Annotated in this window: 12 protein-coding genes; 7 read left to right on the top strand and 5 right to left on the bottom strand. The window is 62.2% G+C overall.

Going from position 1 to position 13,828, the window contains the following annotated elements; genetic code table 11:
* Window positions 1–59: 59 nt before the first annotated feature.
* Entirely contained in the window at window positions 60–545 is a 486-nt protein-coding gene (locus tag OKW26_RS15995; RefSeq protein ID WP_018422486.1) for an adenosine-specific kinase, read from the bottom strand.
* A gap of 414 nt (window positions 546–959) precedes the next feature.
* On the opposite strand from OKW26_RS15995, the gene OKW26_RS15990 reads away from it, so the two are divergent.
* From OKW26_RS15990 to OKW26_RS15980, 3 genes are all read left to right on the top strand, one after another.
* Window positions 960–2,267 carry a tryptophan leader peptide gene (locus OKW26_RS15990; protein ID WP_429354355.1) on the top strand — a complete coding sequence of 436 codons (1,308 nt, stop codon included), beginning with the start codon at window positions 960–962 and terminating at the stop codon, window positions 2,265–2,267.
* Window positions 2,268–2,335: 68 nt separating this feature from the next.
* Complete coding sequence (locus OKW26_RS15985; RefSeq protein ID WP_429354354.1) at window positions 2,336–2,644, top strand: hypothetical protein; 309 nt, start codon at window positions 2,336–2,338, stop codon at window positions 2,642–2,644.
* A 33-nt stretch (window positions 2,645–2,677) separates the two neighbouring features.
* Window positions 2,678–3,523 (top strand): GNAT family N-acetyltransferase, encoded by an 846-nt coding sequence (locus tag OKW26_RS15980; protein WP_429354353.1) that lies wholly within the window; start codon window positions 2,678–2,680, stop codon window positions 3,521–3,523.
* 132 nt (window positions 3,524–3,655) lie between these two features.
* Here the strand turns inward: OKW26_RS15980 and OKW26_RS15975 are convergent, their stop codons facing one another.
* Complete coding sequence (locus OKW26_RS15975) at window positions 3,656–4,552, bottom strand: LysR substrate-binding domain-containing protein (protein ID WP_429355230.1); 897 nt, start codon at window positions 4,550–4,552, stop codon at window positions 3,656–3,658.
* Window positions 4,553–4,731: 179 nt separating this feature from the next.
* On the opposite strand from OKW26_RS15975, the gene OKW26_RS15970 reads away from it, so the two are divergent.
* From OKW26_RS15970 to OKW26_RS15955, 4 genes are all read left to right on the top strand, one after another.
* Window positions 4,732–5,898: a mandelate racemase/muconate lactonizing enzyme family protein gene (locus OKW26_RS15970; RefSeq protein ID WP_429354352.1), complete on the top strand. Its 1,167-nt coding sequence runs from the start codon at window positions 4,732–4,734 to the stop codon at window positions 5,896–5,898.
* 276 nt (window positions 5,899–6,174) lie between these two features.
* A complete protein-coding gene (locus OKW26_RS15965; protein WP_429354351.1) occupies window positions 6,175–7,191 on the top strand; it encodes an IS110 family transposase in 1,017 nt (338 codons plus the stop codon).
* Window positions 7,192–7,463: 272 nt separating this feature from the next.
* Window positions 7,464–8,834: a C4-dicarboxylate transporter DctA gene (dctA, locus tag OKW26_RS15960; protein ID WP_429354350.1), complete on the top strand. Its 1,371-nt coding sequence runs from the start codon at window positions 7,464–7,466 to the stop codon at window positions 8,832–8,834.
* 61 nt (window positions 8,835–8,895) lie between these two features.
* Window positions 8,896–10,443, top strand: coding sequence for a methyl-accepting chemotaxis protein (locus OKW26_RS15955; RefSeq protein WP_429354349.1), 1,548 nt, complete (start codon window positions 8,896–8,898; stop codon window positions 10,441–10,443).
* A gap of 34 nt (window positions 10,444–10,477) precedes the next feature.
* Here OKW26_RS15955 and OKW26_RS15950 read toward each other — a convergent pair whose 3' ends face one another.
* Genes OKW26_RS15950 through OKW26_RS15940 form a run of 3 tightly spaced genes read right to left on the bottom strand, consistent with a single transcriptional unit; the run spans window position 10,478 to window position 13,823 of the window.
* Complete coding sequence (locus OKW26_RS15950; protein WP_429354348.1) at window positions 10,478–12,001, bottom strand: ATP-binding cassette domain-containing protein; 1,524 nt, start codon at window positions 11,999–12,001, stop codon at window positions 10,478–10,480.
* Entirely contained in the window at window positions 11,998–12,924 is a 927-nt protein-coding gene (locus OKW26_RS15945) for a branched-chain amino acid ABC transporter permease (RefSeq protein WP_187613388.1), read from the bottom strand. The genes OKW26_RS15950 and OKW26_RS15945 overlap by 4 nt, the downstream gene beginning before the upstream one ends.
* A gap of 23 nt (window positions 12,925–12,947) precedes the next feature.
* Window positions 12,948–13,823 carry a branched-chain amino acid ABC transporter permease gene (locus tag OKW26_RS15940; protein WP_184024029.1) on the bottom strand — a complete coding sequence of 292 codons (876 nt, stop codon included), beginning with the start codon at window positions 13,821–13,823 and terminating at the stop codon, window positions 12,948–12,950.
* Window positions 13,824–13,828 lie beyond the last annotated feature (5 nt).

Genomic DNA, 13,828 nt, shown 5'->3' with positions numbered 1-13,828 from the left:
GCATGTCGGCAGGCGTGGCGGCGCGCGTGAAGCGGGTGAAGCGGGTGAACGCGCAGCCGCTACAGCTTGTAGCCTATCGTGCGCAAAAGATCCTTGCGCCATTGAATGTCCTCCGCGCTTTCCGTGCCAACAGGCGAAAAACCATCGACCACGCCGACGATGCCTCGCCCCTGATCTGTTTCAGCGATCAGCACCTCGACGGGATTCGCCGTTGCGCAGAAGATGCGGCAGACCTCCGGCACGGCCTTGATCGTGTTCAGCACGTTGACGGGGAAAAAGCCGTCGCCCAGAAACACGAAGAAACTATGGCCCGCGCCGACGTTGGTTGCGTTCTGGCATGCCATCTCGACGAGGCTTTCGTCCGTGCCGGAGCGCCGCACGAGGCGCTTGCCGGAAGCCTCGCAAAACGCGAGACCGAACTTGATGCCGGGCACCGTGCCGACCATCGCTTCGTGAATATCCTCGACAGATTTGATGAAGTGGCTTTGCCCGAGAATGAAGTTGGTCGCTTCGGGCTTGACGACCTTGACGGCGGACAATTGCATGGTGGACCTCGCTCCAATGCGGCAACACGCCGATGAAAACACGTCGAACACGGGCCAACGCGACCGTGGATGGTTCGCGCGTCAGCCGGTCTTCGTCGATCCGGCTTCTAGCCTAGTACTAACCGCGCGTGAGCGAAACCTCGACCGACCACGAGCCGCGGGATTCGAACACGCCCGGACACCGCTTCCGGGTCGCGCCAGTCCAGGATCGAGCAGGCAGAGAAAGCCTGGCTTATGGCGGCACCGATCGACCAAAAGCCGATTCATCGTCATAGCGTTTTGACCCGCTTTAAACCCCCATCGCACCGCGGCAACCTCTCCGGGTCAACAAGGTCAACCGCCGGTTTACGCCCCCGACCGAGTGTGCAAGTATCTTCACCAAGCCGCATCCCGCACACTCTTGCGAGGTTCACGATGGCCTGGAAACTTTGGAAGACCGAGAAGCGGTACGACGAGACGCGAAGCTGGCCGAGCGGCACGCATGAGTCGTTGAAGCAGCTTCTGGATATGTACCTGGGCAGCGACTCGCCACCGTTTGCGAACTGGGCCGCGCCTGGAATTACTTTTGCGCCCGAAGTCGAAACGCTCGCGCGAAACGGAGTCCGGGGGTATCAGCTTGCCCTCTGGTTGTGGCTTTTCGCCGAGAAGCACGGCACGATCGCGGCAAAAATGGTGCGTGAGTCTTTGTGCCTGCTCGCCGACGCCATGCAACCGTCGTCCGGCGACAAGATCGACTCGCTCCTCGACCTCGAAAACCGCCTCGCGCATTCTGTCGAGGACCTTTCCGCTCAACAGCGCACCTTCCGACTGGAGGGTCTGTCCATCGAGCTACCCATGGAGTTTTTCCTCGCCACTGCTTTCCTCAGGCTCGCACCGGACTCGCCTTATTCCGGGAACGAAGGCACCGACCTGCAAGGCAACGACTTCAAACTGGCCGACTGTTTTGAGCATGCAACCGAAGAGGGGCTGGCGGTATTCCGGCCCATGATAGACGCGGTCGATTTCGACGCGAAATCGCTGCCCAACTGGAGATGGAGCGCTCATCCCGGCGCCGCCGAGCGACACCTGCAACGCCGCCACAAGAATCCCCTTTTCGCCCTTCATCGCCAGATGGTGACGGCTCACGAGGTCTATGAGGCGCGGCTTGCCGACGCTCGGGCCATCGAGGACATCAGGACCGAGCTCAATGAGACTAGCCGGTCGTTCTCCGAGACGACCGAATTGCCCTTGAACTGGCAGCCCTTCCTCGAAGGATACCGGGACCACGTCGACAGGCTCGACGAACGCCGGCTCGTCGTTGGCGGACAGAGCACGTCGCTCGGCAATGCGATTGCAGCGTTGCGCGCCGACATACTTGCGACCTGGCGCGCTTCGATTCACAAGAACCGGCACAGTCTCGCGACTCTGGAGCAGGAAGAAGCGAAACGGGCTGAGCGACGGACGCTGCTGTATGGATGCGAGTGGACGGCCCAGCTTTTGAGCCACGGGTCGCTGATCCCGGCGGAAGAGGTGGTTCCCGCCCTGCTAAGCGAGCCCCCCTCCGAGCTGGAAAAGGTGGTGACCGGTCTGCGGGGCGAACCGCGACTGCATGAGACGCTTGCGCAGTGTTGCGCAACTGCGCATCGGCTTGTGAACGAGCTTCGCGCGGCTGGCCATCAGCTTCCCGACATCGACGACAAGCTTCGCATTCTGGATGGTGCGCCCGGCCAGTTGCCGGTCTGATCGTCTTCCAGGTGTGCCATGTCGCGTTACCTATTTGGATGCCACGCCCGACCCACAAAAGGCCACTTATGAACTCTTCCTCTCGTGACCCCGCATCTACGCTTTCAGAGTACCTGGAGCTTTCGCTAGACAAAGGAAAGAGCCTGATTTTTGTGCTCTCCCAAGGCGAAAATTGCGAAGTCTACCTTGGTGATCCTGGCGAGCCAGACGCGGACTGGACAAGCTGCGCGGCCATTCCGAACAAGCTGGTCCACGCGCTTCTGGAGACCACGCGGTCAGGATTCAACCAATTGGTCATTGAAGGACAGGCCTACCGCTTCGCTCGGACCTTCGCGCAAGTTGCCGAGCAGGGCGCTGTCGTCTTCACACCTGCGTAGACGTTGTAGCCAATCACGTTGATGCATTTGATCATGGATGATCGTGACGATTTCCTTGTGCGCAACATGGCGTTCCGCGAGGTCGATCTGGCGGTCGAATGGGCTGCGGCAGAGGGGTGGAATCCGGGCCTCGACGACGCGAGGTGCTTCTGGAATGCGGACCCCAATGGCTTTTTCGTCGGTACCTGGCGCGGGGAGCCGGTGGCATGTATCTCGGCAGTCGCCTACGATGAGCGCTTCGGTTTCATTGGCCTCTATATCGTCAAGCCGGCGTTTCGCGCCAGGGGTTTCGGTCTGCGCACCTGGCAGCACGCGATGCGCTATCTGGGAGATCGTACGATTGGCCTCGATGGTGTCGTTGCCCAGCAGCAGAACTATAAAAAATCCGGCTTCCAGCTCGCCTATCGCAACATCCGCTTCCAGGGCGTCGTGCAAGCTGCGTCGACGCCAAACCTGACGAACGCGCGGGAGGTACCGTTCGCGCAACTGGTTGCCTACGACAGCGGATGTTTTTCGACCGCCCGTCCCCGCTTCCTGGCGGGCTGGATCGCGCAGCCACAGGCGCTGGCCCTGGCGGATGTGCGCAATGCTCAGATAAGGGGGTACGGCGTGCTGCGCCGTTGCGGGACCGGCTACAAGATCGGTCCGCTCTTTGCCGACGACGCACGGATCGCCAACGATCTGTTCGACGGACTGGTCGCGAGCGTCGCAGGCGAAGTCATCGCGTTCGACGTCCCGGAGGTCAACGCGGCAGCCGTAGCGCTCGCTGAACGCTACGGCATGGTTAGCGCGTTCGAAACGGCGCGAATGTACACTCGCGCCCCGCCGGCCATTCCCGTGCAACGCGTGTTCGGGGTGAGTTCGTTCGAACTAGGTTGACTGCAAAAATCGAGCCGCTGGAAAAACCCGGCGGTGATGCGCCAGACCTCCATTACGATCCGAGCGCTCCGCCCCGAAAGGGAACGATCATCGCGGCGGTTTTTCACGAGCGCTGTCCTCGCGACATGAACGTCACTTTCGCGAGACCCACTTCTTCCTTTCCGGAACTTCGACGGTGGCGTCGACCGGTGTGAACGGTGCGTGAAAATGATCGACGAGGAAGTCGATGAAGGCGCGCGCCCGCGCGGTCTGATTGCGCTGCCTGGGGTAATAGACGAACAGGTCCGCGGACGGCAGCACGGTATTCGGCAACACCCGCTTAAGGCGCCCGCTCTGTACATACTTGGCCAGATCCCATTCAGAGCGAATCAGAATCCCATGACCGTCGAGCGCCCACCGAAGGACAATGTCGCCGTCATTGCTCGATAGCGCGCCTTTCACCTTGATCGCCTCGATGTGGTCGTTCACGATGTAGCGCCACACGCCATAAGCGTCATCGTTCTGCCGATGAATGATGCAGCGATGCTGGTGCAGGTCCTCCACCCGCTCGGGCGTTCCAGAACGTTCCAGATATTTCGGGGACGCGCAAAGAAAGCGGCGATTGCTCATGATGCGCCTCGCGCTCAGACGACTGTCGGGTAGCTCGCCGAACCGTATCGCCATGTCGAAGGCCCCTTCGACGAGATCGACCGGCCGGTCTGTCACCTCGAACTGAACTTCGACATTCGGAAAACGCTTTGCGAAGTCGGAGACGAGCGGCGCGATGGTGGTCCTGCCAAAACCGAGCGTCGCGTTGATGCGCAACGGCCCATGCGGATCGCGTCCGGCGCCGGATATGGCCTCCTCCATCTCGCGGACCTGCCCGACGATCCGAGACGCGTAGCGCAGATAGGTCTCGCCCTCGGGCGTCAGGCTAACGCTGCGCGTGGTCCGGTTGACCAGACGCGCGCCGAGCCGCTGCTCGATGATCCCCAGCCGCTTGGTCGCCGCTGGCGGACTCAGATCGAGCGCCCGGGCGGCGCCGGACATGCTCCTGAGTTTCGCCAGGAGAATGAAGAACTCAAAGTCGGATGCGGGGGCAGTACTCACTTTTGGTGAAATATGTAGTGAACGTAAGTGAATTCTAGCAAGCTCTTTCGCGGCTAAGCTAAGCACCACATTGAAGCCGGTGTGGCTCAATAACTGTTCAAATCTCTGGAGACAGTGGCGTGAGAATCGTTGAAATCCGCGAAAAAACCGTTCCGATCAGTTCCCCGATCCGGAACGCCTACATCGACTTCAGCAAAATGACCTTGAGTCTCGTCGCGGTCGTCACGGACGTCATTCGCGACGGCAAGCCGGTGATCGGCTACGGCTTCAACTCGAACGGCCGTTACGGTCAGGGCAAGCTGATGCGCGAGCGCTTCATCCCGCGCCTGCTCGAGGCCGCCCCTGCCTCGCTGGTCGACGACTCCGGCGACAACCTCGATCCCCACAAGATCTGGGCGACGATGTTCATCAACGAGAAGCCCGGTGGCCACGGTGAGCGGTCCGTCGCCATCGGCACGATCGACATGGCTGTCTGGGACGCGGTGGCGAAAATCGCGGGCAAACCGCTGTTTCAGCTCCTCGCGCAACGGTACGGCAATGGCGACGCCAACCGCAAGATCTTCGTCTATGCGGCGGGCGGCTACTACTATCCGGGCCAGGACCACGAAAAGCTCAAGGATGAGATGCGCAGCTACATCGACCGGGGCTACACGGTCGTGAAGAAGAAAATCGGCGGTGCCTCGCTCGACGAAGACCTGCGACGCATCGACTCGATCCTCAGCGTGCTGCAGGACGGCCAGAAGCTCGCGGTCGATGCCAATGGCCGCTTCGACCTCGATACGGCGATCAGGTATGCGAAGGCCCTGTCGCAGTACGACCTGTTCTGGTACGAAGAGGCGGGCGACCCGCTCGACTTCGAGTTGCAGGCGACACTGCGCAACTACTATGACAAGCCGATGGCAACTGGCGAAAACCTGTTCTCGATGCAGGATGCTCGCAACCTGATCCGCTACGGCGGCATGCGCCCCGATCGCGACTGGCTGCAATTCGATTGCGCGTTGAGCTACGGCCTCGTCGAATATCTGCGAACGCTCGACATGCTGCATCAGCATGGCTGGTCGCGCAGCCGTTGTATTCCCCACGGCGGGCACCAGATGTCGCTGAACATCGCGGCGGGCCTCGGACTTGGCGGCAACGAATCGTACCCGGACCTGTTCCAGCCATACGGCGGCTTCCCCGACGGCGTTCGTGTCGATAACGGATACATCACGATGCCGGAGCTGCCCGGCATCGGCTTCGAAGGCAAATCCGACCTCATCGCCGAGATGCGCAAGTTGGCTGAATAACGCGCGCGCGCAACGGCACCGACCAATATTCCCGGTTGAATGGCTCATATAAAGACGGAACGAAGCCGGCTCAATGCGGCCTTTCCACGCTACCGCGTGGGAGGGCCGCATTTTCCCTTTGAAGACGCCATGCACAGGAGGAGATGGTATGGACGCCTCCCTCCCGCGTCGGATAGGAGAGGCAGTAGGAACGGCGGAGCCCTCGCTATACCCGACGGCATCAGAGTGCCAAAGTGGTGGTGTCAAAACGACCACTGAGGGTAAGGAGGGCTCGAAATGAAGACTACGACATTTGGCGTGGACCTGGCAAAGCGGGTCTTTCAGGTGCACTGGGTAGACATGGACACAGGCGAGATCAACCGTCGTCAGCTCAAGCGCGAACAGCTCGTGACGTTCTTCGCGAAGCAGGCGCCCGCGCTCATCGCGATGGAAGCGTGCGGCAGCGCCCATTACTGGGCACGCCGCTTCGCGAGCTTCGGTCATCAAGTCCGGCTCATTGCGCCGTCATTCGTCCGACCGTTTGTGAAGCGCAACAAGACCGATGTGGCAGACGCGCAGGCGATCTGGGAAGCTGCACAACGGCCGGAGATGCGTTTCGTCGCTGTGAAGAGCGAAGCGCAGCAAGCGGTGCTGACGCTGCACCGCGTGCGCGCACAACTGCTCAAGATGCGTCGCATGCAGATTAACCAGACGCACGGCTTGCTGTACGAGTTTGGCGCGGCAGTGCATCGCGGCTCGCACAGCATGAGCGACGCGGCCCGCATGCTCGGCGAGCTGGCCGACGCTTTGCCCGCCATGGTCATCGACACGCTTCGCGAACAACTGCAGCGTATCGAAGCGCTCACGCGCGACATCCGTGCCATTGAACACCGGCTCGCAGCATGGTTGCGCCAGGACGAAGGGGCCACGCGGCTCGCCGCCATTCCGGGTGTGGGCCTGCTCACGGCGACTGCCGCCATTGCCACCATCGGCGAGGCGAGTACGTTTCGCTCCGGGCGCGAGTTCGCCGCGTTCCTCGGTCTGGTGCCACGGCAAAGCGGCACGGGAGGTCGTGTCAAGCTGCTGGGCATCAGCAAAAGAGGCGACGTGTACTTGCGTACCTTGCTGATTCACGGCGCGCGCGCAGTGCTCTCGCATCCGAAGCGCCTGAGCGACGCGCTGCAACGTTTGCTCGCGCGACGACCGTTCAATGTAGTGGTCGTCGCGCTCGCAAACAAAACGGCACGCACGATCTGGGCGCTGCTTGCCCACGCTCGAACGTACCAATCTGGTTACGTGGCTCACGCTGCGTAGAAGATCAACTAACTATGGAGACGTGGTCGCTAATAGGTTGCGCAGGTTGATATACATGTGATGGCGAAACAGGTCGGACCGCGGGGAAGCAAACCTGAATTCTGTCTTGTCCTTCGAGGACTCGCAGGAGATGAGGACTTCCCCGGCAGATTCCATCAGGGCCAGCGGATCACCATCCGCACCACAGGCCGGATATAAGTCTGCAACCTCATCCTGTCCGTCACACACCGAATATCACCTGGCAAACCGGGAGGCGTCCATATAAGACAGACATGCCAGTATCGAAAGTAACAAGAGCACTTTCCAAGCTGTACGTTCAGGTCCTCATCGGGATCGTGGCCGGTGTCCTGCTCGGCCACTTCTACCCCGAGCTCGCCTCGCAGATGAAACCGCTGGGCGACCTGTTCATCAAGCTGATCCGGATGCTGCTTGCACCGATCATCTTTGCATCGGTCGTGGTCGGGATTGCGCGCATGAACGACCTTCATCAAGCGGGCCGGGTTGGCGTGAAAGCCCTCCTGTATTTCGAACTGGCGTCGACCATTGCCCTCATAGCGGGAATGGTGGTCGTCAATGTCATCAAACCCGGCAGCGGAATGAACATCGATCCCTCGCAGATCGATGCCGCTGCGATTTCGACCTACACGCACGCGGCGCAGCAACACGGCATGCTCGACTTCTTCATGAGCATCGTTCCGAATAGCATCGTCGGGGCATTCGCCAAAGGCGAGATGCTTCCCATCATTTTCTTTTCAGTCCTGCTCGCCATCTCGCTGGCAAAGCTCGGACCTCGTGCCGCGCCATTCGTCGACATGCTCGACATGTTCCTTCAAGGAATGTTCGGCGTCGTGCGAATCGTCATGTACGTTGCTCCGATCGGCGCGTTCGGGGGCATGGCCTTCACCATCGGCAAATACGGCATCGGCACCTTGGCATCGTTCGGCGAGTTGATGCTTTGTCTGTATCTGACTTCGTTCTTTTTCGTGTTCGTCGTGCTCGGCCTCGTCATGAAAATGTGCGGGCTATCGCTGTGGAAGTTTCTCCGCTACATCAGGGACGAGATTCTGATTACGCTCGGCACGGCGTCGACGGAAGCGGTGTTGCCGCAGATGCTGATCAAGATGGAGGCGATGGGCTGCGCTCGCCCAGTGGTCGGCATGGTCTTGCCCACCGGCTACACGTTCAATGCCGATGGAACGGCGATCTATCTGACGATGGCGGCCTTGTTCATCGCCCAGGCGATGAACGTCCACCTGAGCATCTGGGACCAGTTGCTCGTGCTCGGCGTACTGCTGCTCACGTCGAAGGGTTCTGCGGGTGTGGCCGGGGCGGGATTCGTCGCACTGGCCGCGACGCTCGCCTCGATGCACAAGATTCCCGTGGAAGGCCTCGTGCTGCTGCTCGGCGTGGACCGCTTTCTCAACGAGGCGCGCGCAGTCACGAACCTGATCGGCAATGGCGTTGCCACCGTCGTCGTCGCTCGCTGGGAGGGGCAACTCGACAGGAACCTGGCGCGCGCGGTGCTGGATCGCGACAATACGCCTCACTTCCACACACCTGGTCCTGCCGCGCAACCGGCGATCCCGCCGGCACCGACGACCGAAGCCGCCGCGCTTCTCGACGGCTCGCCGAATCATCAATAGAACTGAACTTTTCCGGGTCGGTGCCGTTAATGCAGAGATATCTCACTCCACCGAACTCAGCATGAAACTGACCATCAAGTTCCGTCTTCTCGCCACACTCGCCTTGCTCGGGTTCCTGCTGACCGTGACCGGCGTGCTGGGAATCGCCGGCATGCGTGGTTCGAACCATGCCGTTGCGAAGGCGTACACGAACGACGTGGCTGCCGCAACCGCGCTCGGCAAGTCCAACCTGAACCTGACGGTAGTGCGTACCACGCTCGACCGCGTGCTGCTGCACCCGGAAGCAGCGGACAAAACCGCGCTCATCGATAAGGCGCGCAACTATCTTGCGGTCTCCGACAAGGCCTGGAAAGAGTACCGCGCACTGCCCGTTTCCGAGGCCGAGGCGGCCTTGTCGAAGGCCGTGGCCGACGCCCGGGAAGCGATGCTGCATGGCGCACTCGAGCCGATGATGGACGCGATGAGCCGTGGCGACCATGAAGCCGCCGACCACGATGCGATGGTCGTGATGCCACCGCTGTCGGCGGCTCTCACGCAGAAAACCGCGAATCTGGACAAGTTTCGCAACGAGCAGGGTAATGTGCGTTACAAGACGGCACAGGACCGCTATGACACCCTCGTGACAATTACCGGAATCGCGATCGCCGTCGGTCTTCTGACCTGCGTCACCTGCGGTTTCACGCTGCTTCGCGCAATCGCGCGCCCGATCGATATGACGGTGCGCCATGTCGAGCGACTCGCTCAGGGTGACATGTCGCAGCAATTGCGCTTCGACAGTGATGACGAAATGGGTCGCCTCGTCAGAAGCGTCGGGCAGATGCAGAAGGACATCGGCACGATGATCGAACAGATCGCGCGCGGCAGCGAGTCGATCGCATCCGCGACCCAGCAGATCTCGGCCGGCAACGCGGACCTGTCGGCGCGCACCGAGACGCAGGCGGCGTCCATCGAGGAAACGGCGGCGAGCATGGAGCAACTCACCAATGCCGTCACGGAGAACGCCGCGCACGCGCGTGAAGCGCGCGAGCTGGCCGACGCGACGAAGGCGACGGCCGGTGCGGGTGCGGACGTGGTGCGTCAGGTCATCGCCGCGATGAGCGACATTCACGACGGTGCGAAGAGGATGGGCGAGATCATTGGCGTGATCGAAGGCATCGCCTTTCAAACCAACATCCTTGCGTTGAATGCGGCTGTCGAGGCTGCTCGCGCCGGAGAGGAAGGACGTGGGTTTGCCGTCGTCGCTGGCGAGGTGCGCAATCTCGCCCAGCGCTCAGCGACAGCGGCGAAGGAAATCAAGGAGCTTATCGACGCCTCGACAGCCCGCGTCGCGGACGGTTCGCGCCTGGTCGGTCGGGCCGGTGAGACCATGGGCGAAGTACAGACGGCCGTCAGCCGCGTCACGTCGATCATGAGCGACATCGCGACGGCCTCGGCCGAACAGAGCGATGGCATCGAGGAAGTCAATCGGGCGATTACGCAGATGGACCAGATGTCGCAGCAAAATGCCGCGCTGGTCGAGCAGGCAGCCGCCGCGGCCGCGTCGCTTACCGAGCAGACCGGTCTGTTGACGAAGGCGGCGGGTCGATTTCGCTTTGCGTCCCTGTCCTGATGCCGCGCTATGGGCTCGCCTGCCGCTGCGGGCCTTAGCTGCGCGCGTCGCCGGAGGTCGTGGCGTCGGGCTCACCGGTAGGCGCTGCCTCGAGAAAGCCGCGCCCCATCTCAGCCTCGAAGCGCGAAGCGCTGCCCTCCCAGATGATGCGTGCATGTTCGAGCACGTAGACACGGTCCGCATGCGGCAGCGCAAACCTGACGTTCTGCTCGCCCAGCAGTACGGTAATGGGCGTGGACTTTTGCAGCGAATCCAGCGCTTTCGACAATTGCTCGAGAATCACGGGCGCGAGCCCCAGTGTCGGTTCGTCGAGAATCAGCAGCTTCGGCTGGGTCATCAGCGCGCGCGCGATCGCGAGCATTTGCTGCTCGCCGCCGGAAAGCGTGCGCGCGGTTTGGCCCTGGCGCGACTTGAGGATCGGAAAGAGATCGAACAGCCACGACAGCTGTTTGGCGCGCACCGTATCGGCGAGATGATATCCGCCGAGTTCGAGATTCTCGCGTACTGTCATGTCGCCGAATAGCTCGCGCGTTTCCGGGCATTGCACGAGGCCGGCGCGCGAGATCGCGGCTCCGCTGCTGCCGCGCAGATCGCGCCCGTCGAAGCGAATCGTCCCCTTGTACGGCACGAGGCCCGAGAGCGCGTTGAAAAGCGTCGTCTTGCCCGCGCCGTTCAGACCGACAACCGATACGAACTCGCCCTCGCGCACCTGCAGACTGACGTCGTCGAGTGCGCACGCCTTGTCGTAAAGCACACGCACACCGGTCACCTCGAGGATCGTGGGCCTGGCAATGCCCGCGGCTCCGGTGCGCTGGCGCAACTCCAGCTTGCTGCCCAGATAGACCCGGCGCACTGTCTCGTTCTGCATCACTTGTTCGGCGGTGCCCTCGGCGACATGCTCGCCAAGGTACATCGCGAGCACGCGGTCGGCGAGCGCGGACAGACTTTTGACGTTGTGATCGACCAGCAGCACCGCGCGGCCTTCGGCGCGAAAGCCGCGAATCAGCTCGGAAAACGCCTCCGATTCCGCCACCGTCAGTCCCGCGAACGGCTCGTCCACAAGCACGACCTGCGGGTCGCGCGCAATCGCTTTGGCCATCTCCATGCGGCGCAGATCCGCAAATGGCAGTGTCGCGGGATGCCGATGCATGACGGCGGCAAGGCCCACACGCGAGGCAATTTCCTGCGCGCGCTGGTGCACGTGCGGTTCGGCGGCCAGCTTGACGAGCGAATCAGGAAGTAGCGCGAGCTTGATGTGTTCCAGCACCGTCTGCCGATGGAGCGGCCGCGAATGCTGAAACACGATGCCCACGCCCGCGCGCGCGATCCGGTGCGGCGCCCAGCCGGCCATCTCCACGCCATTCACCTTGACCGACCCCGCGTTGGGCCGCTCGATGCCCATGATCAGCTTCATGACGGTGGACTTGCCCGAGCCGTTTGGTCCGATCAGGCCAAGAATCTCGCCGGGCCGGATGTCGAAGCCGATATCCTTCACGGCGACGAGACCGCCGAAGCGCTTGGTCAGTCCGCGTACGGAGAGCAGCGGCGTGTCGCTCATTGGCGCTCCCTCGCACGCAGCAGATTGCCGAGCAGACCGTCTGGAAAAAACAGCAGCGCCGCCAGTGCGACCGCCGCGACGACGAATGTGTTGAGCTGGCCGAGCGGGCGCAGAAACTCGCCGGCGACGATCAGGAAGATCGAGCCGAGCACCGCGCCGAGTATCGTGCGGCGTCCGCCGAGCACGGCCGCGATGATGATCTGTACTCCCACGCTGAGATCCACCACCGTGCTCACCGAGGCCGTGCCCTGGTAGAACACCAGCATCGCGCCGGCCACGCCGGAGAAAACGGCGCTGATGCAAAAGGCCACGAGCTTGTGTCGCGTGACATTGAAACCCAGCGCCTGCGCGCCGGTCGCGTCCTGGCCGCTTGCCTGCAGGATCAGACCGACGGCCGAACGCGACAGGCCGAACAGCAGGACGGCGCAAACGATCAGGAACGCGAGCGCGATCCAGTAGTTATGGTTCGCATCGACCGACATCACGTCCGGCACCATCATGCCGATCTCGCCGCCAGTTATGCCCGCAAAGATCACGATGGCGTTCTGCAGCAGCAGCACGGCCACGAGCGTAACCAGCCCGAAGTAAGGACCGCGCAACCGCAGCGCGGGCACCGCCAGCAGCAGGCCGCCCACCAGCGCGACGCCGCCGCCAGCGAGCACGCAAACGGGTATCGGCAGACCCCATCTGGCGTCGAGGATCGCGGCCGAATAGGCGCCGAGTCCGATCAGGAACGTCGGCCCGAAGTTGACCTCGCCGGCAAAGCCGAACAACAGGTCCCACGACATGGCGAACACGCCGAAGTAATACGCAACCGTGAGCACGCCGAGGATGTAGCCCGAAAGCCACCACGGCAACGTCGCCGCCATCGCGACGAGCGCAACGGCGATCCATGCGCCACGCGAACGGAGAAGAACGGACATGGGGGTACGCTCCATTCGCACTGTTAGCGGCGTCCCAGGAAGCCCTGGGGTCTTACATACACCACGAGCACCAGCAGCAGCAACGCGGGCAGCGGCCGCAGGGTCGGCGCGATCAGATAGGCCGTAATGGTTTCCAGATAACCGACGACATACGCGGCCATCAGCGAACCGGACACGCTGCCGAGCCCGCCCAGCACCACAATGGAGAATGCGCTGGCCGTGAGCTGCCCCGCATTGTTGGTGCTCACGCCGAGGAACGAAGCGAGCAGCACGCCCGCGATACCGGCCAGCACCCCATAGATGCTCCACGCGAGAAGATAGATTCGGGAGAGTTCGAAACCGAGCAGCGTGAGACCACGAGGGTTCATCGAAGCCGCGAGCAGCGCCTTGCCTGCGCGCGTGCGGTTCACGAACAGCCACAACATGCCGATCACGGCCCAGCAGACCACCGCGATCATGATTTCGTTGAACGGCACGCGCACGCTGCCGACCATCGCCACACCGCTGATCAGCGGGCGCATCGTCACCGGGTTGTCGGTGAAGAGCCACGCCATGCCCTGCTGGATCATGATGCCCCACAGCAGCGTGCCGGTGAGCACGAAGATTTCCTTCTCTTCGCCGGGAATCGCGGCCGAGCGTTGAATGGGCCGCACCACCATCAGGTAGGTGACGAAGGCCGTCACGAGACCCGCCAACACGCCGAGCAGCGTGCCGAGATAGGTGCCAAGTCCCGCCTCGCCCGCGAGCATCCAGCCCATCAGCGCCGCGACCAGCATCACGCCGCCGTGCGCGAGATTCAAGATGCCGGAGACGCCGAAGATCAACGTGAAACCGATCGCGCCCAGCGCGTAGAGGGAACTGATCGCAAAGCCGTCGACGAGAATCTGCAGTAGCAACATGCCCG

This window comes from Paraburkholderia sp. 32, assembly GCF_050435345.1.
Lineage (GTDB): Bacteria > Pseudomonadota > Gammaproteobacteria > Burkholderiales > Burkholderiaceae > Paraburkholderia > Paraburkholderia tuberum.
This window is presented reverse-complemented; position numbering and strand designations above follow the sequence as displayed.